This window comes from Staphylococcus sp. HMSC62B09, assembly GCF_001839115.1.
Lineage (GTDB): Bacteria > Bacillota > Bacilli > Staphylococcales > Staphylococcaceae > Staphylococcus > Staphylococcus haemolyticus.
This window is the reverse complement of sequence record NZ_KV840133.1, coordinates 1-23,972: the sequence shown is the minus strand read 5'-3', so window position 1 is coordinate 23,972 and position 23,972 is coordinate 1. Positions and strand designations below refer to the sequence as shown.

Genomic DNA, 23,972 nt, shown 5'->3' with positions numbered 1-23,972 from the left:
TATTCAAACATAAAAATTGGACTGATGATTTTTAATCATCAGTCCAATTTATTATAGAGCCATTTAAAAGTCATTTATAATGGCTAATTGATTCATAATCTTTTTTAGTTTTTGTTTCTTAAATTATCATAAATAGTTTTAAATTGTTGTTCACTTTTTGATGTTGTTTTAGGCTCATAATAAATTTTATTTTTGAGTTTATCTGGCAAGTATTGTTGAATGACGTATCCATTTTCATAGTTATGAGGGTACTTATAACCTATGGCACGACCTAAATCTTTAGCTCCAGCATAATGTCCATCTCGTAAATGGTCAGGAATTTGGCCAATATTACCTTTACGTATATCACTAAGTGCACTGTCAATAGCAGTGATCGCTGAGTTGGATTTAGGTGATAAGGAAAGTTCAATTACAGCTTGACTAAGAGGAATTCTCGCTTCAGGAAACCCCAGTCGCTCTGCCGATTGAATGGCTGCAAGCGTACGTTGTCCCGCATTAGGTGAAGCTAACCCTACATCTTCATAACTAATGACTAATAAGCGTCTTACAATAGTCGGTAAATCGCCAGCTTCAATTAATCTTGCTAAATAGTGTAATGCAGCGTTTACATCACTACCTCTTATTGATTTTTGAAAAGCACTCATAACATCGTAGTGCATGTCTCCATCTTTATCGCTTACGAAAGCACCTTTTTGCAAACAATCTTTAGCATCTTGAAGCGTAATATGTCTAATTTCATTTTCAACTGAAGCACTTAAAACAGCCAATTCAAGAGCATTTAAAGCACTTCTAACATCTCCTTGACTTTGCGTAGCAAAGTATTCTAATGCATCTTCATCTACTTTGGGATGATAATTAGCTAAGCCACGTTGAGAATCATTTAATGCTCTATTAATTGCGAGTCGCACATCATCATGATCTAATGAATACAGTTCGAATATTTGAGCTCTAGAGCGAATAGCTGGATTGATTGCATGATATGGATTTGAGGTTGTTGCACCAATTAGGACGATTTTGCCATTTTCTAAATGTGGTAATAAGAAATCTTGTTTAGCTTTATCTAACCGGTGAATTTCATCTAATAAAAGAATGACTTGACCAGACATTTTGGCTTCTTCGACTACCATTTGCATATCTTTTTTTGAATTTGTAACTGCATTTAATTGTCTAAATTTATAATCAGTGCTACCAGAAATTGCTTTTGCAATGCTTGTTTTACCAATTCCTGGTGGCCCATAAAATATCATTGATGATAATCTTTTGGTTTCAACCATTCGTCTTATAATGCCTCTAGGTCCTACTAAATGTTGCTGCGAAATGATTTCGTCAATGTTAGTAGGTCTCATTCTTGAAGCTAAAGGTTCTGTAGTCACTATTTTCACACCTTTCTAATACTATCTTAACTGAAAAAATGCTAGAATGGTATTATATATTATTCGAATTAAGTGAGGTAATGTTATGAAAATATCAACGAAAGGGAGATACGGCTTAACTTTAATGATTTCCCTTGCTAAAAGAGAAGGGCAAGGATGCGTATCTTTAAAGTCAATTGCTGAAGAAAACAGTTTGAGTGATTTATATCTCGAACAATTAGTTGGCCCTTTAAGAAATGCTGGTTTAATTCGAAGTGTTCGTGGTGCCAAAGGTGGTTATCAACTTAGAGTACCAGCTGACGAAATTAAAGCAGGCGATATTATTCGTTTACTAGAAGGTCCTATTACGATAGTCGAAAGTATTGAATCAGAACCACCTGCACAAAAACAGTTATGGTTAAGAATGAGAGATGCTGTTAGAGAAGTATTAGATAATACTACTTTAAAATATCTAGCAGACTATGTCGAAACTGATGATAAACTTGATGGTTACATGTTTTATATTTAATTTAAAAAATATGTTTAAATACAATTGTGTGTGGTAAATAATAATTACAACAGTAAGGTACATTCTTTATTTTGTATCTCAGAATTAACATAATACTTGATCGATATAAATATTCTTAAATTTGAAAGGAGAATTTCATTATGGGATTCATGGATAAAGCGAAAGACGCAGCAGAAAAATTTAAAAATAGCGATAACGAACAAGTTGATAAAGTTAAAGACAAAATCAATGAATATACTGACAAAAACAACGATGACAAAAACAACGATGACAAAAAAGATGATAAATAATTAGTTTTCAAGCGATAACATTAAATGTTATCGCTTTTTTATATCAAAAGAAGTATTTACAATTTAAGTAATTCAAAACATTTTTATTAAAGTTAATGTTGTTTTAGCACTAAAACCTATATGTTTATAAGCAAATAAAAGGAGTGAGATTAAATAATATCCCACTCCAAATTATGCATTAATTTTCTCACTATCCATCAATATTAAATTTTAATATTGATTATTGATTCAATTTTTCAATAATATTCTGTAAACGAGTGAATGATTCAAATTGCTTTTCTTGATCATAAATATAGCTGATTCCCATGAGTTCTTCAATTTCACCATATTCTTCTATAAATGCTTCCAACTTCTCTTTAACTGTTTCCTCTGAACCTATTAGCGAATCATTAAATCTTTGTTTAGCCATTTCAAATTCTCTAGGTGTTAGAAGAGCTTGTAAGTCATTTGTAGGTGGTTGTAATGGTTGCATTCTACCACGAGCAATACCAATAAATACTTGAGCTAATGTGCTTGCCAAGTATTCAGCTTCTTCATCACTTTCAGCTACTATAGCATTCAAGCATACAATCATATAAGGCTTGTCTAATACGTCAGAAGGTTCAAATAGTTCTTTATATATTTGAATTGCCTCTTTCATTTGCTGAGGTGCAAAATGTCCAGCAAAGACATAAGGTAATCCCTTACGTGCAGCTAAATGAGCTGAATCAGTAGATGATCCAAGAATATATAAAGGTACATTTTTACCTACAGCAGGATAAGCTCTTACATAAGCTTGTTTATTTCCAGGTCCAAAATAAGTTTGTAATTGTTCAACTTCTTCAGGAAACTCATAGACACCATTATGCTGGTCACGTCTCAATGCGCTAGCTGTCATCATATCAGTCCCTGGGGCTCTACCTAAACCTAGATTAACTCTGTTTGGGAAAAGTGTTTCCATTGTTCCAAATTGCTCCGCAACTATTAGAGGAGCATGGTTTGGTAACATAATCCCTCCAGATCCAACTTTAATACGTTTCGTATGTTCAAGTGTATGTTGAATCAATAGAGAAGTTGCTGAACTTACTAAATTTGGTGCGTTATGGTGTTCTGCAATCCAGTATCTTTCATAATTAAGTGAATCTAACTTTTGAGCTAAACTAATCATATCCTCAATTGCTTCTTTATCACTCTGACCTTCTCTTATTGGAACTAAATTTAATGCAGATACCTTTAGATTACCCACAGTTTTCATCTCCTCATATAAAATTAATATGGTTTAGTTTAACAAGATATGTAGTTTAATTTATATTGAAATGCTCATAATCGATAATGTTAGTGAAAAAATATTGATACTTTAATTAATAGTACATTTAAAATTATTTATAAGTTAATGTGGGGTTAATTTTTAAAGTGGTTGAATGTTAAAATATTAAACAATGGAAAAATTTATGTTTATAAACAACTATATAGAAAAAAATCTATTCAGGTGCTATTATAGGAACATTGATAATATTGTGAGGAGTGTACTTAAAAATGGAAGTATATGCAGATTATGCTGCAACTACACCTGTCAAACCAGAAGTAATTGAAGAGATGATGACAATTTATAAATCACATTTTGGTAATCCATCGTCTATTCATTCTATAGGAAGAGATGCACGTCGTTATCTAGATGAATCAAGAAGAACAGTTGCTAAATTATTGAATGCTAAGCCTAGCGAAGTTATTTTTACAAGTGGCGCAACTGAATCAAATAATACAGCCATTAAAGGATTAGTTTACGCAAATGAACATCTTGGAAATCACATTATTACAACTAAAATTGAGCATCATTCTGTCTTACACGTGTTTGAACAATTAGAAAAAGAAGGATATGATGTCACTTATTTAGATGTAGATGATACAGGTGCAATAGATTTAGATCAACTTAAAGAAACATTAACAAATGACACTATTTTAGTTTCAATAATGTTTGTTAATAATGAAGTTGGAACTGTTGAACCTATGTATGATATAGAAGATATTGTTAGCGAGTCAAACGCATTATTGCATGTAGATGCAGTTCAAGCAATCGGACATTTAGATATTAATTTTAAAGAATTTAAAATGGATACTTTAAGTTTGACAGCACATAAATTCGGCGGTCCAAAAGGTGTAGGTGTCTTATTAGTTAGAGATAAAACCCCAATAGAGTACTCTCAACTAGGAGGAGAACAAGAAACTAAACGACGTGCAGGAACAGAAAATTTAGCACAAATTGTTGGTTTAACAAAAGCACTAGAATTATTACATAAGAATAGAGATAATAATAATTTACATTTAATGCAATTAAAAGAATTATTCTTAGTTAGCCTACAAGAACGTGCGATTCCTTTTGAGGTAAATGGTTCTATGGTTGATACAACAGGACATATTCTAAATTTATATTTCCCATTCATAGACGTGGAAACTATGCTAACACTTTTAGATCTAGCTAACATTTATGTATCTTCAGGTTCAGCATGTACAGCTGGTTCAACAACACCTTCTCATGTTTTAGCAGCAATGTATGAAGATGAAGAACGTGCTAAACACTCAATAAGATTTAGCTTTAATGAATTAACAACTGATCAAGAAATAAAATATATCGTAGCTGAAATTCACAAAATATATCATAAATTTAAGGAGGAATAAATGTGTCTAATAAAGATATACGTGTAGTTGTAGGTATGTCTGGCGGTGTTGACAGTTCAGTCACAGCTCATGTGCTTAAAGAGCAAGGGTATGATGTTATTGGAATATTCATGAAAAACTGGGATGACACTGATGAGAATGGTGTTTGTACTGCAACAGAAGACTATAATGACGTTATCGCAGTATGTAATCAAATTGGTATTCCATATTATGCCGTTAATTTCGAACAAGAATATTGGGATAAAGTCTTTACTTATTTCTTAGATGAATATAAAAAAGGTCGTACACCTAATCCAGATGTAATGTGTAACAAAGAAATTAAGTTTAAAGCTTTTCTAGAGCATGCACTTAAATTGGGCGCAGATTACGTAGCAACAGGACATTACGCAAGAATACGTCGTCATGATGATGGCCATGTAGAAATGTTACGAGGTGTAGATAATAATAAAGATCAAACTTATTTCTTAAATCAACTATCTCAACAACAATTGTCTAAAGTTATGTTTCCAATTGGAGATATTGATAAAAAAGAAGTTCGTAAAATAGCAGAAAAGCAAGATTTAGCAACAGCTAAAAAGAAAGACTCTACAGGCATCTGTTTTATTGGAGAGCGTAATTTCAAAACATTCTTATCACAATATTTACCAGCTCAAGCTGGAGAAATGCGTACGTTGAATGGCGAAAAAATGGGAATGCATAGTGGATTAATGTATTACACTATTGGTCAAAGACATGGACTTGGTATCGGTGGAGACGGTGATCCATGGTTCGTTGTAGGTAAAAATTTAGAAGACAATATTTTATACGTTGAACAGGGTTTCCATCATGATGCACTCTATAGTGATTATTTAATAGCTTCCGATTTTTCTTTCGTAAATCCAGTTGATTTGGACAACGGATTTGAATGTACTGCTAAATTTAGATATCGTCAAAAAGATACTAAGGTGTTTGTTCAACGTGAACGTCAAAATGCTTTACGCGTTACATTTAATGAACCAGTACGTGCTATCACACCGGGACAAGCCGTTGTATTTTATGATGAGGAAGTTTGTCTAGGTGGAGCAACTATCGATGATGTATTTAAAACAACAGGTCAGTTAAGTTATGTTGTTTAATTAAACAAACAAAAGATGGGGTTGTTAAGAGCCTGGGACATAATTCAATGCCTCAGGCTACAAATATATATATTGGCAGTATTTGACTGGAAATATATTTTCGAAAAATATTGTTTATGTCTTGCTCCCAAATACTACTTCATCTGTATTTTATAAAATACAGCGTTTCTCGTAAGATAATTTTAGGATTGGGTGGAATCATGATAACGAAACAAGATACGATTTATGAGTGGATTCAAAATGGTCAACTTGAAGATGCTTTAAAAGCTTTATTTCAAAACATAGAAGAAGAACCAAATACCATTGAAAATTATATCAATGCAGGAATAGTATTAGCTGATATTAATGAAATTGAAAAGGCTGAGCGTTTCTTTCAACGAGCAATTACGATAGATGATAAAAATGGTGCAGTGTATTACAATTTAGCCAATCTATATTACGATCAAGATAAATACCGTGATGCTATTAAACTATATCAATTGGCATCTAAATACAATATGGATAAAATAGATACTAATTACATGATTGGTATGTCATTTAACCAATTAGATGCACCAAAAGAATCTTTACCTTACTTTATGACTGCAGCAGAATTAGATAATAATCAAGATGCAGAAGTTCAATTTCAATATGGTCTGGCTCTATGTCATTTAGAAATGTTTAACCAGGCTATAAATCAATTAAAAATTGTTTTATCTATAGATTCAAAGCATGTCGATGCTTTATATAATCTTGGTTTAGCCACTTACATGGATACTGAAGATCTTGATTTAGCTATGTCTTATTTTGACAAGGCAATATCTATAGATCCAAATCACTTGTTAAGTCAACATGCTAAGAAAACGTTTGAAGCTATAAAGAATGAGGAGGAGTAATATGTCTGACCCTACACTATTTGATTATTCAATGATTAAAGGTACTGTAGATGCTATTTTATTTCAAAATAATAATAATTTCTATACAGTCATTAAAGTGGATACAATTGAGACTAATGAATCATTTGGTAATTTACCAACAGTTGTAGGGTTCTTTCCAAATATTGTGGAAGGAGATGTATACACTTTTAAAGGACAAGTGGTAGAGCACCCACGTTATGGCAAGCAATTGAAAGCCGACACTTTTGAAAAAGAGGTCCCTCAAACTAAGGATGCTATAATTACATATTTATCAAGTGACTTATTCAAAGGTATAGGTAAAAAAACTGCTCAAAATATTGTAAATACACTTGGTGAAAATGCGATAAATGATATTATGGCAGACGCATCAGTTTTAGAGAAGGTTTCAAATTTACCGAAAAAGAAACAAAAGCAGATTGCTGATCAAATTAACGCCAATCAAGAGTCCGAAAAAATTATGATTCGATTACATGATTTAGGCTTCGGACCTAAATTATCAATGGCGACATATCAATTTTACCAAGCCGAGACTTTAAACGTGCTCGAAAATAACCCTTATCAACTCGTTTATGATATTAAAGGAATTGGTTTTAATAAAGCTGATACTTTAGCTAGAAATAATGGCATTAGTTTTAATGATCCAGAACGATTGAAAGCAGGATTATTATATACGTTAGAAGAAGAATGTATAAAACAAGGTCACACCTATTTATCACTAGATTATGCAATTGAAGTGACATTAGAGATGCTAATGGATACTCATTCCAGTGATAGTATCGATTCAAAACAACTTGAAAATATTCTCGAATTATTACATGAGGAACAAAAAATTATTGTAAATAATGAGCGAGTCGCCATTCCTAGTCTCTATTATTCCGAACTCAAAAGTGTTCAAAATTTATATCGAATTAAAACATACAAACATAAGCTAAAAGAAATAGAACAATCTGATTTGCAGATACATATAGGGGATATAGAGACTAGTAATAATGTGCTTTATGCACCATCTCAAAAAGAGGCCTTACAAACTGCAATTAATTCTAAAATTATGCTTTTAACCGGTGGCCCTGGTACAGGTAAAACAACAGTAATCAAAGGAATCGTTGAGCTTTATGCAGAGGTACATGGTCTTTCTCTTAATTATTCAGACTATCAAGAAGATGACTATCCTATTGTCCTGGCAGCTCCGACAGGTAGAGCATCTAAAAGATTACAAGAATCTACAGGGTTAGAAGCAATGACAATTCATCGTCTAATTGGATGGAATCAAGAAACACAACCAGAAGACATTCTAGATAATGAAATTAAAGCAAAGCTCATAATTATTGACGAAATGTCTATGGTAGATACATGGTTGTTTCACCAATTTTTAAGTGCAGTTCCTCTAGATGCACAAATTATTTTAGTCGGTGATGAAGATCAATTACCCTCAGTTGGACCAGGTCAAATCTTTAAGGATCTTATTGATTCGAAGGCAATACCACGAGTTAATCTAACTGAAGTTTATCGTCAACAAGATGGTTCAAGTATCATCGATTTAGCGCATCGTATGAAACATGGTGAGCCAATAGATATTACAAAGCGTTATCATGATAGGAGTTTTATAAGGTGTAATGTCGATCAAATTCCTACAGTAGTTGAAAAAGTAGTTTCAAGTGCAGTTAATAAAGGTTATGATATGAGTGATATTCAAGTCTTGGCGCCTATGTATAAAGGTAACGCAGGTATTAAAAGATTAAATCAAGTATTACAAGATATTTTAAACCCCAAGGCACAAGATACACGAGAAATTGAATTTGGTGACATAAAGTTTCGTAAAGGTGACAAGGTTCTTCAGTTAGTTAATCGTCCTAATGATAATATCTTCAATGGTGACATAGGAATAATCGTTGGTATATTTTGGGCTAAAGAAAATGCTTTAAATAAAGATGTTATGGTTGTTGATTTCGAAGGTAACGAGATTACTTTCACTCGTCAAGATTTATTAGAATTAACGCATGCTTATTGCACATCCATTCATAAATCACAAGGGTCTGAATTTCCAATTGTAATTATGCCTATCGTTAAGCAGTATTTTAGAATGTTACAGCGACCAATACTTTATACAGGACTTACACGTGCTAAACAATCATTAGTATTACTTGGAGATTCAACCGCATTTGAAATTGGATTAAATACGCAAGGACAAATACGACATACACAATTGCAAGAGCTAATCTTGTCATATTTTGATATAGAACAAAAAGAAAGTGATGTAACAATTTCAAATACTTCTGTGAATAAAGATGAAGAGGCAATGGATACAATTTACGACGTTGATACAAAAGATGATCAAATCATTTTAAGTGAATCTACTATATATCAAATCAATCCATTGATTAATATGGGTGATGTTTCTCCTTATGATTTTGCTGAGCGTTGACATTTAGTTTGAAAATACTTAAAATAATCTTAAGTTCGCATGAAGATGAGTAGGCAATTATAACTTATATAGAGATGTACTGGTTGGTGAAAAGTGCAATGTATATTGTTGAACGCTACTTCATGTCATTTTTATATTTTAATTGAGTGATAAATGTTTTCTATCAAGCGATAATTTTTGTAGCTTAAAGATAGATTGTTTATAACTAGGGTGGTACCGCGAAAACGTTCGTCCCTTTTTTGAGGATGAACGTTTTTTGTGTTTTTTAGATAAAATATGTTGATATAGGAGTGTCGGAAATGAAAAATTTAAAGGCTAGTGAAATTCGTCAAAAATATATTGATTTCTTCGTCGAAAAAGGTCATATGGTTGAACCTTCAGCCCCTTTAGTGCCAATTGATGACGATACATTATTATGGATAAATTCAGGTGTAGCAACTTTAAAGAAATATTTCGATGGTAGAGAAACACCAAGAAAGCCTAGAATAGTCAATTCTCAAAAAGCAATTAGAACAAATGATATTGAAAATGTAGGATTTACTGCACGACATCATACATTTTTCGAAATGCTTGGTAACTTTTCAATTGGTGATTATTTCAAAAAAGAAGCAATCCACTTTGCGTGGGAATTTTTAACTAGTGAAAAATGGATGAGCATGGAACCTGAAAAATTATATGTAACTATTCATCCTGAAGATACTGAAGCTTATCGTATTTGGAATGATGAAATTGGATTAGAAGAAAGTCGAATTATTAGAATAGAAGGTAATTTCTGGGATATCGGTGAGGGTCCATCTGGTCCTAACACTGAAATTTTCTATGATCGTGGAGATGAATATGGCCAAGATGATCCATCAGAAGAGATGTATCCAGGTGGGGAAAATGAAAGATATTTAGAAGTTTGGAACTTAGTATTTAGTGAATTTAACCATAATAAAGACAACACTTATACACCATTACCAAATAAAAATATTGATACGGGTATGGGGCTTGAACGAATGGCCTCTGTTTCTCAAAACGTAAGAACAAATTATGAAACAGACTTATTTATGCCAATCATTAATGAAGTAGAAAATGTAGCTGGCAAAAAATATTTAGTAAACAACGAGCATGATATTGCCTTTAAGGTAATAGCGGACCATATTCGTACAATTGCATTTGCAATTGCTGATGGCGCTTTACCTGCGAATGAGGGAAGGGGTTACGTTTTACGTCGACTTCTACGTAGAGCAGTCAGATTTAGTCAAACTCTCGACATTAATGAACCATTTATGTATAAGTTAGTTGACATCGTTGCAGAGATAATGGAGCCATATTATCCAAATGTGAAAGAGAAAGCTGATTTTATTAAGCGTGTTATTAAATCAGAAGAAGAGCGTTTCCATGAGACACTTCAAGAAGGTTTAGCAATTTTGAATAATTTATTAGCTAAAGCTAAATCATCTAATAATGAAATTAACGGTTCAGATGCGTTCAAATTATACGACACTTATGGATTCCCAATTGAATTGACAGAAGAATTAGCTAGTCAAGAAAACATCTCTGTGGATATGGCAACGTTTGAAAAAGAAATGGATCAACAACGTACACGAGCTAGAGAAGCTCGACAAAGTTCACAATCAATGCAAATCCAAAGTGAAGTTCTTAAAAACATTACTACTGAAAGCAAATTTGTCGGATATGAAACTACAGATTATCAGACTACGTTAACTGATTTAATTTATAATGGAGAGAAAGTTGAATCTGCTGAACCAGGAGAAACTGTATATTTCATTTTAAAAGAAACTCCATTTTATGCAGTTAGTGGTGGGCAAGTAGCTGATAAAGGAACAGTAGGTAATGAGAACTTTGAGATTGAAGTAACTGAAGTAACTAAAGCACCTAATGGTCAAAACTTACATCAAGGTGTCATCCAATTTGGTCAAGTTACAGTTAATAGTGATGTAGATGCAAGTGTTAATAGGGATGAAAGAAAAGACATCCAAAAAAATCATAGTGCCACTCATTTACTTCACGCTGCATTAAAAGAAGTATTAGGTGAACATGTAAATCAAGCAGGTTCGTTAGTTGAAAGTGAGCGTTTGCGTTTCGACTTCTCACATTTTGGTCCGATGACTCAAGACGAAATTGATAAAGTTGAAAGACGTGTAAATGAGGAAATTTGGAGAGGTATTTCAGTTAATATACAAGAGATGCCTATTAATGAAGCAAAACAAATTGGTGCTATGGCGTTATTCGGTGAAAAATATGGAGATATTGTGCGCGTTGTTAATATGTCACCGTTCTCAATTGAGCTATGTGGTGGTATACATGTTGATAATACTGCAGAAATTGGGCTTTTCAAGATTATAAGTGAATCAGGTACAGGTGCAGGCGTTAGACGTATTGAAGCATTTACTGGTAAGTCAGCGTTCTTACATCTAGAGGATATTCAAAATAAATTTAATTCTATTAAAGATCAAATTAAAGTAAAATCTGATAATCAAGTATTTGATAAAATTGTCCAGCTACAAGAGGAAGAAAAGAACCTTCATAAACAATTAGAACAACGAAATAAGGAAATCACTTCACTTAAAATGGGCAATATAGAGGATCAAATTGAAGAAATTAATGGCTTTAAAGTACTAGCTACAGAAGTTGAAGTTTCTAATGCTAAAGAAATAAGACAAACTATGGATGATTTCAAATCTAAACAACAAGATGCTATTATAATCTTAGCCAGTGATTTAGGTGAAAAGGTATCACTAATAGCAACTGTACCAAAAGAACAAACAGATAAAATTAAAGCTGGAGATATCATTAAGAATATGGCACCATTAGTTGGTGGTAAAGGTGGCGGTCGTCCAGATATGGCTCAAGGTGGCGGTACGCAACCAGAAAATATCTCAGAAGCATTACGCTTTATTAAAGATTACATTAAAAAACTATAACTTTGTAATCAACTAGTGTAAAATTGGTGTATGTAAGATAATTCGTTTTAGAGGAGTGTCGCATCTATGGATAATATTGATAAAACAATGAAGTTTGACTATGAAGAAATTCCGAAAGATAATGTTGAAACAGTGTTAAACAACGTACACCGAACTTTAGAAGAGCGTGGTTACAATGCTGTAAATCAAATTGTAGGATATTTACTCTCAGGTGATCCTGCATATATACCTCGTCAAAATGATGCTCGAAATCAAATTCGCCACATTGATCGTGACGTTATCATGGAAGAACTCGTTTCAAATTATTTAAAAGAGAACAAGAACTAGTATATGTTAACGCACAAAATTTTGGGTTTGGATGTAGGTAGTAAAACAGTTGGCGTAGCTATAAGCGATTTAATGGGTTGGACTGCCCAAGGATTGGACACTCTAAGAATTAACGAGGAACTAGAAGATTTTGGCATAGATCAATTAGTGACCATTATTAAAGAACATAACGTTGGTTCTGTAGTAATTGGTTTACCTAAGAATATGAATAATTCTATTGGCTTTCGTGGAGAAGCTTCGTTAAGATACAAGGAGTTACTCAAAGAAAGCTTACCTGATATAGAGATAATTATGTGGGATGAACGATTAAGTACTATGGCAGCAGAGCGTTCATTACTTGAAGCAGATGTATCTAGACAAAAAAGAAAAAAAGTAATTGATAAAATGGCAGCAGTATTTATATTGCAAGGCTATTTAGATTCAATCCAATAAAGGAGTAATAAACAATGACTGAACATAATCATAACCACGATGTAAAATTAGATATTAGTAATGAAGAAGAGTTATTAACTTTATTCGATGAAAATGGTAACGAAGTTTTATATCGTAAAATGTTGGAATTTTATCATCCAGAATTTAAAAAAGAATATGTTATTTTAGCTGAGGAAGGTGCTCAATCTGACGATGATGACATGATTGAATTGATTCCAATGATTAATGAACCTGATGAATCAGGTGATGGTGGTAAATTAGTACCTATCGAGACTGATGAAGAATGGGACATGATTGAAGAAGTAGTTAACACAAACATGGAAGAATAGTTTCCTAGATTTAATATTTAATACTAAAACAAATTTAAATTAGCTGACTGAACTGTCAATATGTGATTTAATTTATAATTCAGAACAGAAATTTTATATAAGGAGTGGGATAATGAATTCAATTCGAGTTCTATTCTGCTCCTTTTTTGATTGATAAAATCGTGTTTTTTTACATATTACATCTTAAATTACAATCAAATATATGATAAAATATTTAAAGTTAAATTCTTATAGGTAGACAATGAGTTTTAATAAATATTTAAATCAGTCATACATTTATAAGTATAAGTTATCCTAGCACGGTTAAGTTTATTTAAAACTTTTAAAGTTTAGTGGATAACTCCATATCGACTGGTTTATTTTTTAATGTCATTTTGTCTTTAAAAAGGAAGTAAATTAATGGAAGCTAACCAGCAGTATTTATTGGATATACATCGTAAAACAGATAATAAAATTGAAACGTTAAGAGAATATGCGGAGCAAAATGCTGTACCAATTGTCGATAGATTATCCCTAGAGATGATTAAACAATTAATTCGGATACATCGTGCAAAAAACATTCTAGAAATTGGCACTGCAATAGGGTATAGTTCAATGCAATTTGCATCCGTATCAAATGATATACATATTACGACTATAGAGCGTGATGAGAAAATGATTACACAAGCTAAATCAAATTTCGAAACTTATGGCTACTCATCACAAATAAGACTTATAGAGGGAAATGCTTTAGAGCAATATAACAAAGTCAGTGATAAACAATATGATATTATTTTTATTGATGCAGCAAAAGCTCAATCAAAGAAATTTTTTGAATATTACACACCACTATTAAGAAATGGTGGACTAGTCATTACAGATAATGTTCTATACCACGGTTTTGTATCGAATATAGATATCGTACGTTCAAGAAATGTTAAGCAAATGGTTAAAAAAGTTCAAAAATTTAATGATTGGCTAATTAGTCTAGAAAATTACAGTACTAACTTTATAAATATGGATGATGGGTTAGCAATATCAATTAAAGGAGAATAATTATGACGGAATTACTCGTTACTCCTAAATCATTAAGTCATTTAGAAACACTAATAGATATTGGTGCAGATGCATTTGTCATTGGTGAACAAAAATTTGGGTTAAGATTACCAGGAGAGTTTAATCGTGAGGATATTAAACAAGCAGTCAAATTAGCGCATGAGCATGATAGAAAAATATATGTTGCTGTAAATGGCATTTTCCACAATTATCATTTAAATGCATTGGAAGACTATATTAATTTCTTACATGAAGTTAGAGTAGACCGAATTATATTTGGTGACCCTGCAGTCGTCATGTATGTCAAAAACCAACATAATCCGATACCACTAAATTGGGATGCTGAAACTATAGTAACTAACTATTTCCAATGTAACTATTGGGGAAAAAGAGGTGCCAAACGAGCACTTCTAGCGAGAGAATTAAACTTAGATGAAATAATAAATATAAAAGAGAATGCAAATGTTGAAATTGAAGTTCAAGTACATGGGATGACTTGTATGTTCCAATCTAAACGCATGTTGCTTGGGAACTATTATACTTTCCAAGATAGACAAATGAAGATTAAACGTGAAAATGATGATAAAGAGTTACTCCTATATGACGAAGAACGTGATAATAAATATCCTGTATTTGAAGATTTTAATGGTACACATATAATGTCTCCAAATGATATCTGCTTAATTGAAGAACTCGATCCACTATTTGAAGCTGGAATTGATTCTTTTAAGATAGATGGAATTCTGCAAAGTGAAGAATATATAAATACTGTTACAGCTCAATACAGAGAAGCTATAGATTTATATAATGAAGATCCTGAAGCATATGAAGATGAAAAATTCATGTTAGTAGATCCAATTGAAGCAATCCAACCAGAACATCGTCCATTTGATGAAGGATTTTTATATAAACAAACAGTTTATTAAAAGGAGGCGCTAAAAATGAAAACATTGACTGAAATTCAAACACAAGAGAAAAGTAAAATTAAAAAGCCCGAATTATTAGCGCCTGCTGGTAATTTAGAAAAATTAAAGATTGCAGTACATTATGGTGCAGATGCAGTATTTTTAGGTGGTCAAGAATATGGTTTGCGTTCTAATGCTGATAATTTTACTATGGCTGAAATTAAAGAAGGCGTTGAATTCGCAAGTCAATATAATGCAAAAATTTACGTAACTACTAATATTATCGCTCATGACGAGAATATTAAAGGTCTGGAAAATTATTTAATTAAATTAGAAAAAACGGGTGCTACCGGAATCATTGTTGCAGATCCTTTAATTATTGAAACTTGTAAGCAAGTTGCTCCTAAATTAGAAATACACTTATCGACACAACAGTCATTGTCTAATACTAAAGCGGTTCAATACTGGAAAGAAGAAGGTTTAGATCGAGTGGTATTAGCACGTGAAACTGGTGCGATGGAAATGAAAGAAATGAAAGAAAATGTAGACATTGAAATTGAAGCATTTATACATGGTGCAATGTGTATTGCATATTCAGGTCGCTGTACACTTAGTAATCATATGACAGCTAGAGACTCTAACAGAGGTGGTTGTTGTCAAAGTTGTCGTTGGGATTACGATTTATTAGAAGTAGATAATGACGGTGAACTTGATCTTTATTATCAAGATGGAGACACCGTACCATTTGCTATGAGTCCTAAGGATTTAAAATTAATTGAATCAATACCTCAAATGATGGAAATCGGTATCGACTCTTTAAAAATAGAAGGGCGAATGAAATCTATTCATTATATAGCTACAGTTGTATCAGTTTATAGAAAAGTTATTGATGCTTATGCTGAAGATCCTGAGAATTTTAAAATTAATCCTGAATGGTTAAAAGAATTAGATAAATGTGCTAATAGAGATACTGCACCAGCATTTTTTGAAGGTACACCAGGATATGAAGAGCAAATGTTTGGTGTTCAACAAAATAAAAAATCACCTTACGATTTTTGTGGATTAGTAATAGATTATGATGAAACTACTCAAATTGCTACAATACAACAAAGAAATCACTTTAAACCAGGTCAAGAAATTGAATTCTTTGGACCTGAAATACAAAGTTTTAGACAAGTTATTGATGCCATATATGATGAGGAGGGAAATAGTCTAGATGCTGCACGTCACCCACTTCAAATTGTACAAATCAAAGTAGATCATCCAATTTATCCTAAGAACATGATGAGAAAGGAAATTAGATAATGGCAAACACAACAATTATTGGTATTGCCGGTGGTTCAGGATCTGGTAAAACAACAGTTACAAACGAAATCATGAAGAATTTAGAAGGCCATAGTGTCGCATTACTTGCTCAAGACTATTATTATAAAGATCAATCACATTTAACATTTGAAGAGCGATTAGAAACAAATTATGACCATCCCTTTGCATTTGATAATGATTTGCTAATTGAAAATTTAAAAGATTTACGAAATGGTCATGCAGTCGAAGTTCCTACATATGATTATTCAAATCATACACGTAGTGAAGAAACCATTGCATTTGAACCTAAAGATGTTATTATCGTAGAAGGTATATTTGCTTTAGAAAATAAAACACTACGTGATATGATGGATGTTAAAATATACGTCGATACTGATGCAGATTTAAGAATTCTTAGACGACTAGTTCGTGATACTAAAGAACGTGGTCGATTTATGGAATCAGTAATTAACCAATATTTAAATGTTGTCAAACCAATGCATAATCAATTTATTGAGCCTACTAAGAAATATGCAGATATTATCATTCCAGAAGGTGGAAGTAACAAGGTTGCAATTGATATAATGACTACTAAAATTCAAACATTGGTTAGTAAACAATAAGTAAATTACAATATGTATCAAAAAACTATATATTTAATGACTAAACTATATTAATTGAAAAAGGAAGATGACATAATGGAAAATCAAAAACAATATCCAATGACTCAAGAGGGTTATGAACAATTAGAAAAAGAATTAGAAGAATTAAAAACAGTTAAACGTCCAGAAGTTGTTGAAAAAATCAAAGTAGCACGTTCATTTGGTGACCTATCTGAGAACTCAGAATATGATGCCGCTAAAGATGAGCAAGGTTTTATCGAACAAGATATTCAACGTATAGAACATATGCTTAGATATGCTCTAATCATTGAGGATACTGGTGATAACAACGTTGTACAAATTGGAAAAACTGTTACTTTCATTGAGTTACCTGGAGATGAAGAAGAAAGCTATCAAATCGTGGGCTCTGCAGAGTCAGATGCATTCAACGGTAAAATTTCAAATGAATCACCAATGGCTAAAGCTTTAATTGGTAAAAGTTTAAAAGATGAAGTTCGTGTGCCTCTACCAAATGGTGGAGAAATTAATGTTAAAATTGTAAATATTAAATAGATAGATTTTTTCTGAATAAAGTTTTACAAACTCTTTAAATATTTTGCTATTTACATTAATTAAATGCATATTTATATTGGCTATGAAGAAATCAAATATCAATGATTTCTTTCATAGCTTTTTTTAATAACCCAATAATGCTATTGTATTAACTTTAATAAAGTGATATTAAAAAAGTTAACAGCTAGAATATGATAATTTTTAAGATAAAATTATACTTTATGTTACAAAAATTCATATATTTTATCAAATTAATTTGAAAATATGAACTTTTTCATGACAAAATTAGTTTTATATGCTTAAATAACGTTGTAAATACAATTGAATTATTTGCTAATTACACTATAAAGTAAGCGATTACATTTTGTCTCGCTTTTTTTATTATTCATAATTTGAAATACTTATTAAACAACTAAGATATTATAATGTTATAATTTTTTATACATATCGGTAAAATATGATTATTTAAAATATTAAATCATCTTTTTAAGGCGCAAATATACAATTAATAATATTAAAGGGGAGGCAATGGATTGGAAGTTAAAGTTATAAATGAGCAATCGCTATTGCTTTATTTCAAAGAAGAAATAAGTGAGGTTAATTATCAAGAGGTTGATTTAACTACACAACATATTCTGTCCAAAAATATTCCAGATATTAAAGATGTTATCCCATCATATCGAGCTATTATGATTAATTTCAATAATGATTCAATCGATTACAAACAATTGATTGAAAAATTAGAATTAGATAAGCTCAAAGTTTCGAAAGAGGATACATACTCTAAAAAAAATGTTATACATATTCCTGTATTATATAACTTAGAAATGGGACCTGATTTAGAAGAGGTAGCTAGTTATAACAACTTATCTACAGAAGAAGTTGTTCAAATCCATTCAACTAATGAATACCTTGTATATATGCTAGGTTTTATGCCTGGTTTCCCATTCTTAGGTGGTTTAGACGAACGTATTCATACTCCTAGAAGATCTGAACCAAGAGTTAAAATTAATGCTGGTTCAGTTGGAATAGCTAACAATCAAACAGGTTTATATCCTTCTGATTCACCTGGAGGATGGCAAATTATTGGAAGAACACCTTTAAAAGTCTTTGATCAATATTCTGAACCTATGACATTGTATGAAGCTGGTGATTATATTAAATTCTACTCGATAGATGAGAAGACGTATAATCAAATTGAAAGTGAAATCAATGATGGAAGATTTAATAAAGAAAAGTGGGTGACTCGTAGTGGGCATTAAGATTTTGAAACCAGGTCTTTTCACTACCGTTCAAGATAAAGGCCGTTTTGGGTATCAACATTTAGGTTTCTCCGGGTCTGGTGCAATGGATCAATTTAGTTATAACTTAGGACGTGAACTAATCGGAAATAACGGTCCTAGCCTAGAATTTACTATCATTGGACCAACATTGACTTTTACTCAAGCTAACACCTTTGTAATAACAGGTGGTCAATTTAATGCAAAGTTAAATGATATTAATATTTCCAATAATAATGTCTTATTAGCAAATAAAGGCGATGTACTTGAATTTGGACCAGCAAAAAAGGGTGCACGTGGTTATATTTTCTTTGGTCATCACCTTGATATTGAAATGGTTGCTGGTAGCTACTCTACACATACAAGAAGTAAAATAGGTGGTTTTGATGGTAGAGCTTTGAAAAAAGACGATTATATTAAAGTTGTGCAAAATAGCAACTTTAAGGTTAATCTTGGAAAATCAAGCGACTATGATGCAATAGAACAAGACAATATTATTCATATTATAGAAGGTCCTCAAGTAAATGCTTTCTCACGTGAAAAAAGAAAGACCTTAGTTGAATCGGAATATAAAATATCTGATCAATCAGATCGAATGGGATATAGACTTATCGGTGACAACATTCCACCGGATAATGGAGCTGATATCATATCAGAACCTGTAGGGATGGGTAGTATCCAAGTTCCAAATGATGGCAATCCGATAATACTTTTGAATGATAAACAAACAGTTGGTGGTTATACAAAAATTGCTACAGTGAGTCAATTAGATCTTAAAAAACTAGCTCAATTTAAGCCGGGTGATGTGATACAGTTTAAATGGATATCTGTGGATGAAGCGAATGCTATGTTAAAAAACTTTAATCAACATTTTGAAGAGAAGTTAGAATCAGTGACAAAGGCTCCAATATTTAATATGCATTCAATGCGAGCAACATCAAAAAAATTAGCAAAATTAATTGAAGAGGAGAAATAATAGATGAATATAAAAAAAATAGAAGAAGTTATTAACTTAGTTAAATCAAATGGCGTTAAACGTTTTAAATTTAAGGATAATAAAAGCGAATTAGAATTAGATTTCACTGAGGGTTACCAATCATCTAATGTGTCTTCAAACCAAAACTTAGTAAGTACAAACACTGTAAATGATGAAAATCCACAACAAGTTCAAACGAATGCAAGTGAAGAAACTTCTAAAGAAATTTCTTCACCAATGGTGGGTACTTTCTTCTTACAAGATAGTAAAGAGTTAACTGATCCACAAATTAAAGTTGGAGATAAAATTAAAGTTGGTGACATTATTGGTTATGTAGAAGCGATGAAAGTTATGAATGAAATAACTAGCGATGTAGATGGAGAAGTTGCTGAAATAGTAGCAGATCATGGTACAAATGTTGAATATGATCAAGTACTAGTAAAAGTTAAATAAGGGGGACAGCTAAATGTATCGTTGTTTAGTAGCAAATAGAGGAGAAATTGCGGTCCGTATAATTAGAGCTTGTCGTGAAATGGGAATCGAGACCGTTGCGATATATGCTAAAGGAGATGAGCAAAGTTTACATGTTAGTTTAGCTGATCAATCAGTTTGTATTGGTGAAGCAAATCCTTTAGATAGTTATTTAAATATTGAGCGAATTATTGGAGCAGCAGAAATTACAGGTGCTAATGCAATCCATCCAGGATATGGTTTTTTATCTGAAAGTACAACTTTTGCTGAAAAAGTAGAAGAAAATAATATTCAATTCATTGGTCCAAGTAAGAAAACAATGGAACTAATGGGTGATAAAATAACTGCTCGACAAACTGTAGATGATGCAGATGTTCCTGTAATTCCAGGATCTAAAGATGCAGTTAATTCAGTTGATGAAATAAAGGAACTAGCTGAAGAAATTGGCTATCCTGTTGTTTTAAAAGCAGCAAGTGGTGGTGGCGGAAAAGGCATCCGTATAGTAAAAGAGCCAGAACAACTTGAAAAATCCCTTAAAGAAGCGAAAAGCGAAGGACAAAAATACTTTAACGATGACAGAGTTTATGTTGAAGCATTTATACCTGTGGCGAAACACGTGGAAGTGCAAATTATTGGTGATGGTAAAGGTAATTATGTACATTTAGGCGAAAGAGATTGCTCGGTTCAACGTAAAAACCAAAAATTAATAGAAGAATCTCCTTGTGCCGCTTTAACTGAAGAGAGACGCCAACAGATATGCGCAGATGCAGTTGCAGTCGCAAAAGCATCAAATTATCGAAGTGCAGGTACAATTGAATTTTTAGTAACTAAGGATGCACACTACTTTATTGAAATGAACGCACGTATTCAAGTAGAACATACTGTTACAGAGATGCGCGCTGATAGAGATTTATTACAAGCCCAATTATACTTAATGCAACATGATAAATTACCATTTTCTCAAGATGATATTGTGTTTAATGGACATGTAATTGAAGCGCGTATCAATGCTGAAAATCCAGAAATGAAATTTCAACCTACGCCTGGTAAAGTTAAAAAGCTACATTTACCTCAAGGTTTCAACATCCGTGTCGATTCTCTGTTGTATCCAGGGTATCAAGTATCACCTTATTATGATTCGCTAGTTGCTAAAGTTATAGTAAAAGATACTGATCGAAAAACAGCTATAAACAAATTAAAAGTAGCACTTGATGAAATGGTTATAGAAGGATTTACAACAACTGCAGACTTTTTATATGCAGTTTTAAGTTACCCACTTTATGCAAATGATGATGCAAGTGAAGTAGATATTAAATTCCTTGAAAAACATCAAATAATCGAAGGAGTGGAGTTATAATGCGCATAGACTTAAATTGTGACTTAGGTGAAGCGTTTGGAAATTACTCATTCGGTGGAGATAATCAAATCATTCCATTAATTACATCAGCTAATATTGCTTGTGGCTTCCATGCTGGCGATGAAAATGTTATGTATGAGACAATTAAACTTGCCAAAGACAATGCTGTAGGTATTGGGGCTCATCCTGGATTACCAGATTTAAAAGGATTTGGACGTCGCAACATGGATATTACACCAAAAGAAATCTATAATTTAGTTGTTTATCAACTTGGTGCGTTAGATGGATTTTGTAAGGTACATCAAACACGTATTAATCATGTTAAACCTCACGGTGCACTTTACAATATGGGTGCTAAAGACAAAAACATTGCCCATGCAATTGCTCAAGCTGTATATGATTTTGATTCTTCACTAATCTTAGTAGGGTTATCAAATACATTATTAATAACTGAAGCTGAATCATTAGGATTACGTACTGCATCTGAAGTGTTTGCTGACAGACGATATGAAGACAATGGTCAACTCGTTAGTCGTAAAGAGGCAGATGCAGTAATCACTAATACTGAAGAAGCCTTAGATCAAGTTTTAAAAATGGTAATTGAAAACAAAGTTGTTAGTAAAAACGGAAAAGAAATTGATTTAAAAGCTGATACGATTTGTGTGCATGGCGATGGGGCTCATGCACTAGAATTTGTATCGCAAATTAGAGAAAAATTAACGAAAGAAGGCATTGATATTCAATCCTTATAAGGGGGAGCTATTATGGGAGAAAACTTAAACCAAAATCCAAATCAAGAAATTAATCCAAATGAAAAGGAATTTAAATTCACAAAAAATCACAGACGATTACTGTACGGTTCTGTATTCTTAATGGCAACTTCAGCCATTGGACCAGCTTTTCTAACTCAAACCGCTGTATTCACTGCAGAATTTTACGCTAGCTTCGCATTCGCAATATTAATTTCCATTATAATTGATATTGGAGCACAAATTAATATTTGGCGTGTGCTTGTAGTAACTGGACTTCGTGGACAAGAAGTATCTAATAAAGTTATGCCAGGTCTTGGTACTTTAATTTCCATACTAATTGCATTTGGAGGACTGGCATTTAATATTGGTAATATTGCCGGTGCTGGTCTAGGGTTAAATGCTATATTTGGATTAGATATTAAATGGGGTGCTGCAATTACAGCTATCTTCTCAATATTAATCTTTGTAAGTAAAAGTGGACAAAAAATCATGGATTTTGTAACGATGATTTTAGGTGTTGTTATGATACTAGTAGTTGCATATGTTATGGTTGTTTCAAATCCACCATATGGAGATGCTTTAGTTCACACATTTGCTCCTGAACATCCGGTTAAATTAATTTTACCAATTATTACACTAGTCGGAGGAACAGTGGGTGGATATATTACATTTGCTGGTGCACACAGACTTTTAGATTCTGGAATGAAAGGGAAAGAATTCTTACCATTTGTAAACCGCTCTGCTATTGCTGGTATATTAACAACCGGTATTATGAGAACATTATTATTCCTTGCAGTATTAGGAGTTGTGGTTACTGGAGTAACATTAAGCACTGATAACCCACCTGCATCTGTATTTGAACATGCAATAGGACCTATTGGTAAAAATATTTTCGGTGTAGTTATTTTTGCTGCTGCTATGTCATCTGTTATAGGATCAGCATATACAAGTGCTACATTCTTGAAAACATTACATAAATCATTATTGACTAAAAATAATCTTATTGTGATTATCTTTATTGTTGTTTCGACTTTGATTTTCTTATTTATTGGTAAACCTATTAGTTTACTTATTATTGCTGGTGCAATAAATGGTTGGATTTTACCTATTACACTTGGGGCTATTTTAATTGCAAGTCGTAAAAAATCTATAGTCGGAGACTACAAACACCCTACATGGATGCTTATTTTCGGTATAGTAGCAGTGATTGTAACAATTGTAACTGGTATTTTCTCACTACAAGATTTAGCTACGCTTTGGAAAGGCTAAATTTTCAATAATGAGCACACCGTAAAGTGCTTATATAATTCTTTAAGGCTGTTTCTATTAAATTTTAATAGAAACGGTCTTTTTTTTACAAGTTTAAATTAATTTAGTGCATTAACTTCATGACCTCAAAAGCTTTTATAGGCTCTATAATAAATTGGACTGATGACTAA

Annotated in this window: 22 protein-coding genes and 2 pseudogenes; 22 read left to right on the top strand and 2 right to left on the bottom strand. The window is 32.2% G+C overall.

The annotated features are described in order from the left end of the window. Positions 1 to 104: 104 nt before the first annotated feature. Positions 105 to 1,373, bottom strand: a complete 1,269-nt coding sequence (locus HMPREF3265_RS05930) for a replication-associated recombination protein A (protein ID WP_037550736.1) — start codon at positions 1,371 to 1,373, stop codon at positions 105 to 107. An 85-nt stretch (positions 1,374 to 1,458) separates the two neighbouring features. Here HMPREF3265_RS05930 and cymR point away from each other — a divergent pair, with 85 nt between their 5' ends. Together cymR and HMPREF3265_RS12570 are read left to right on the top strand one after the other, a co-directional pair. Then, on the top strand, positions 1,459 to 1,881 hold the full coding sequence (cymR, locus tag HMPREF3265_RS05925; RefSeq protein WP_033080142.1) for a cysteine metabolism transcriptional regulator CymR: 423 nt from the start codon (positions 1,459 to 1,461) through the stop codon (positions 1,879 to 1,881). Between the two features lie 140 nt (positions 1,882 to 2,021). After that, positions 2,022 to 2,171, top strand: coding sequence for an SAS049 family protein (locus HMPREF3265_RS12570; RefSeq protein WP_176744751.1), 150 nt, complete (start codon positions 2,022 to 2,024; stop codon positions 2,169 to 2,171). Positions 2,172 to 2,391: 220 nt separating this feature from the next. Here the strand turns inward: HMPREF3265_RS12570 and HMPREF3265_RS05920 are convergent, their stop codons facing one another. Beyond that, positions 2,392 to 3,405, bottom strand: a complete 1,014-nt coding sequence (locus HMPREF3265_RS05920; protein WP_080287546.1) for an LLM class flavin-dependent oxidoreductase — start codon at positions 3,403 to 3,405, stop codon at positions 2,392 to 2,394. Positions 3,406 to 3,686: 281 nt separating this feature from the next. Between HMPREF3265_RS05920 and HMPREF3265_RS05915 the strand changes: the two genes are divergently transcribed. The 20 genes and pseudogenes from HMPREF3265_RS05915 to HMPREF3265_RS05825 all read left to right on the top strand — a co-directional run bounded on the left by HMPREF3265_RS05915 (position 3,687) and on the right by HMPREF3265_RS05825 (position 23,802). Continuing rightward, positions 3,687 to 4,826, top strand: a complete 1,140-nt coding sequence (locus tag HMPREF3265_RS05915) for a cysteine desulfurase family protein (RefSeq protein WP_070861143.1) — start codon at positions 3,687 to 3,689, stop codon at positions 4,824 to 4,826. Between the two features lie 2 nt (positions 4,827 to 4,828). Beyond that, a complete protein-coding gene (mnmA, locus tag HMPREF3265_RS05910; RefSeq protein ID WP_070861142.1) occupies positions 4,829 to 5,941 on the top strand; it encodes a tRNA 2-thiouridine(34) synthase MnmA in 1,113 nt (370 codons plus the stop codon). Positions 5,942 to 6,144: 203 nt separating this feature from the next. Next, positions 6,145 to 6,816, top strand: coding sequence for a tetratricopeptide repeat protein (locus tag HMPREF3265_RS05905; protein ID WP_176744752.1), 672 nt, complete (start codon positions 6,145 to 6,147; stop codon positions 6,814 to 6,816). Between the two features lies 1 nt (position 6,817). Then, positions 6,818 to 9,259, top strand: coding sequence for an SF1B family DNA helicase RecD2 (locus tag HMPREF3265_RS05900; protein WP_070861141.1), 2,442 nt, complete (start codon positions 6,818 to 6,820; stop codon positions 9,257 to 9,259). Positions 9,260 to 9,558: 299 nt separating this feature from the next. Further along, positions 9,559 to 12,189: an alanine--tRNA ligase gene (alaS, locus tag HMPREF3265_RS05895; protein WP_070861140.1), complete on the top strand. Its 2,631-nt coding sequence runs from the start codon at positions 9,559 to 9,561 to the stop codon at positions 12,187 to 12,189. 66 nt (positions 12,190 to 12,255) lie between these two features. Then, entirely contained in the window at positions 12,256 to 12,516 is a 261-nt protein-coding gene (locus tag HMPREF3265_RS05890; protein ID WP_070581558.1) for an IreB family regulatory phosphoprotein, read from the top strand. Positions 12,517 to 12,519: 3 nt separating this feature from the next. Then, the gene (gene ruvX, locus HMPREF3265_RS05885; RefSeq protein ID WP_070581559.1) at positions 12,520 to 12,948 is read left to right on the top strand and encodes a Holliday junction resolvase RuvX; all 429 of its coding nucleotides are present in this window, start codon (positions 12,520 to 12,522) and stop codon (positions 12,946 to 12,948) included. 14 nt (positions 12,949 to 12,962) lie between these two features. Then, positions 12,963 to 13,277 (top strand): DUF1292 domain-containing protein, encoded by a 315-nt coding sequence (locus HMPREF3265_RS05880; RefSeq protein ID WP_070839582.1) that lies wholly within the window; start codon positions 12,963 to 12,965, stop codon positions 13,275 to 13,277. 399 nt (positions 13,278 to 13,676) lie between these two features. Continuing rightward, complete coding sequence (locus HMPREF3265_RS05875) at positions 13,677 to 14,312, top strand: O-methyltransferase (protein ID WP_070581561.1); 636 nt, start codon at positions 13,677 to 13,679, stop codon at positions 14,310 to 14,312. A 2-nt stretch (positions 14,313 to 14,314) separates the two neighbouring features. Further along, a complete protein-coding gene (locus HMPREF3265_RS05870; RefSeq protein ID WP_070581562.1) occupies positions 14,315 to 15,238 on the top strand; it encodes a peptidase U32 family protein in 924 nt (307 codons plus the stop codon). Between the two features lie 15 nt (positions 15,239 to 15,253). Beyond that, on the top strand, positions 15,254 to 16,522 hold the full coding sequence (locus HMPREF3265_RS05865; protein WP_070861139.1) for a peptidase U32 family protein: 1,269 nt from the start codon (positions 15,254 to 15,256) through the stop codon (positions 16,520 to 16,522). After that, positions 16,522 to 17,145 carry a uridine kinase gene (gene udk, locus HMPREF3265_RS05860; protein ID WP_070861138.1) on the top strand — a complete coding sequence of 208 codons (624 nt, stop codon included), beginning with the start codon at positions 16,522 to 16,524 and terminating at the stop codon, positions 17,143 to 17,145. The genes HMPREF3265_RS05865 and udk overlap by 1 nt, the downstream gene beginning before the upstream one ends. Before the next feature lie 75 nt (positions 17,146 to 17,220). Next, the gene (gene greA, locus HMPREF3265_RS05855) at positions 17,221 to 17,697 is read left to right on the top strand and encodes a transcription elongation factor GreA (RefSeq protein WP_037536682.1); all 477 of its coding nucleotides are present in this window, start codon (positions 17,221 to 17,223) and stop codon (positions 17,695 to 17,697) included. Positions 17,698 to 18,230: 533 nt separating this feature from the next. Continuing rightward, positions 18,231 to 18,959: a 5-oxoprolinase subunit PxpB gene (pxpB, locus tag HMPREF3265_RS05850; protein WP_070581564.1), complete on the top strand. Its 729-nt coding sequence runs from the start codon at positions 18,231 to 18,233 to the stop codon at positions 18,957 to 18,959. After that, positions 18,949 to 19,953, top strand: coding sequence for a 5-oxoprolinase subunit C family protein (locus tag HMPREF3265_RS05845; RefSeq protein ID WP_070581565.1), 1,005 nt, complete (start codon positions 18,949 to 18,951; stop codon positions 19,951 to 19,953). The genes pxpB and HMPREF3265_RS05845 overlap by 11 nt, the downstream gene beginning before the upstream one ends. 3 nt (positions 19,954 to 19,956) lie before the next feature. Further along, a pseudogene (locus HMPREF3265_RS13105) lies at positions 19,957 to 20,068 on the top strand (acetyl-CoA carboxylase biotin carboxyl carrier protein subunit); the annotation flags it as partial. A 107-nt stretch (positions 20,069 to 20,175) separates the two neighbouring features. Continuing rightward, a pseudogene (locus HMPREF3265_RS13100) lies at positions 20,176 to 20,406 on the top strand (acetyl-CoA carboxylase biotin carboxyl carrier protein subunit); the annotation flags it as partial. 13 nt (positions 20,407 to 20,419) lie between these two features. Beyond that, the gene (locus HMPREF3265_RS05835) at positions 20,420 to 21,781 is read left to right on the top strand and encodes an acetyl-CoA carboxylase biotin carboxylase subunit (RefSeq protein ID WP_070861137.1); all 1,362 of its coding nucleotides are present in this window, start codon (positions 20,420 to 20,422) and stop codon (positions 21,779 to 21,781) included. Beyond that, on the top strand, positions 21,781 to 22,533 hold the full coding sequence (pxpA, locus tag HMPREF3265_RS05830; protein WP_070861136.1) for a 5-oxoprolinase subunit PxpA: 753 nt from the start codon (positions 21,781 to 21,783) through the stop codon (positions 22,531 to 22,533). Before HMPREF3265_RS05835 ends, pxpA begins: the two co-directional genes overlap by 1 nt. Positions 22,534 to 22,545: 12 nt before the next feature. Next, positions 22,546 to 23,802, top strand: coding sequence for an NRAMP family divalent metal transporter (locus HMPREF3265_RS05825; RefSeq protein WP_070861135.1), 1,257 nt, complete (start codon positions 22,546 to 22,548; stop codon positions 23,800 to 23,802). Positions 23,803 to 23,972 lie beyond the last annotated feature (170 nt).

Coding starts and splice junctions, on each gene's coding strand:
- cymR (WP_033080142.1), top strand. CDS start 1,459: ATGAAAATATCAACGAAAGGGAGATACGGCTTAACTTTAATGATTTCC.
- HMPREF3265_RS12570 (WP_176744751.1), top strand. CDS start 2,022: ATGGGATTCATGGATAAAGCGAAAGACGCAGCAGAAAAATTTAAAAAT.
- HMPREF3265_RS05920 (WP_080287546.1), bottom strand. CDS start 3,405: ATGAAAACTGTGGGTAATCTAAAGGTATCTGCATTAAATTTAGTTCCA.
- HMPREF3265_RS05915 (WP_070861143.1), top strand. CDS start 3,687: ATGGAAGTATATGCAGATTATGCTGCAACTACACCTGTCAAACCAGAA.
- HMPREF3265_RS05900 (WP_070861141.1), top strand. CDS start 6,818: ATGTCTGACCCTACACTATTTGATTATTCAATGATTAAAGGTACTGTA.
- alaS (WP_070861140.1), top strand. CDS start 9,559: ATGAAAAATTTAAAGGCTAGTGAAATTCGTCAAAAATATATTGATTTC.
- HMPREF3265_RS05890 (WP_070581558.1), top strand. CDS start 12,256: ATGGATAATATTGATAAAACAATGAAGTTTGACTATGAAGAAATTCCG.
- ruvX (WP_070581559.1), top strand. CDS start 12,520: ATGTTAACGCACAAAATTTTGGGTTTGGATGTAGGTAGTAAAACAGTT.
- HMPREF3265_RS05880 (WP_070839582.1), top strand. CDS start 12,963: ATGACTGAACATAATCATAACCACGATGTAAAATTAGATATTAGTAAT.
- HMPREF3265_RS05875 (WP_070581561.1), top strand. CDS start 13,677: ATGGAAGCTAACCAGCAGTATTTATTGGATATACATCGTAAAACAGAT.
- HMPREF3265_RS05870 (WP_070581562.1), top strand. CDS start 14,315: ATGACGGAATTACTCGTTACTCCTAAATCATTAAGTCATTTAGAAACA.
- HMPREF3265_RS05865 (WP_070861139.1), top strand. CDS start 15,254: ATGAAAACATTGACTGAAATTCAAACACAAGAGAAAAGTAAAATTAAA.
- udk (WP_070861138.1), top strand. CDS start 16,522: ATGGCAAACACAACAATTATTGGTATTGCCGGTGGTTCAGGATCTGGT.
- greA (WP_037536682.1), top strand. CDS start 17,221: ATGGAAAATCAAAAACAATATCCAATGACTCAAGAGGGTTATGAACAA.
- HMPREF3265_RS05835 (WP_070861137.1), top strand. CDS start 20,420: ATGTATCGTTGTTTAGTAGCAAATAGAGGAGAAATTGCGGTCCGTATA.
- pxpA (WP_070861136.1), top strand. CDS start 21,781: ATGCGCATAGACTTAAATTGTGACTTAGGTGAAGCGTTTGGAAATTAC.
- HMPREF3265_RS05825 (WP_070861135.1), top strand. CDS start 22,546: ATGGGAGAAAACTTAAACCAAAATCCAAATCAAGAAATTAATCCAAAT.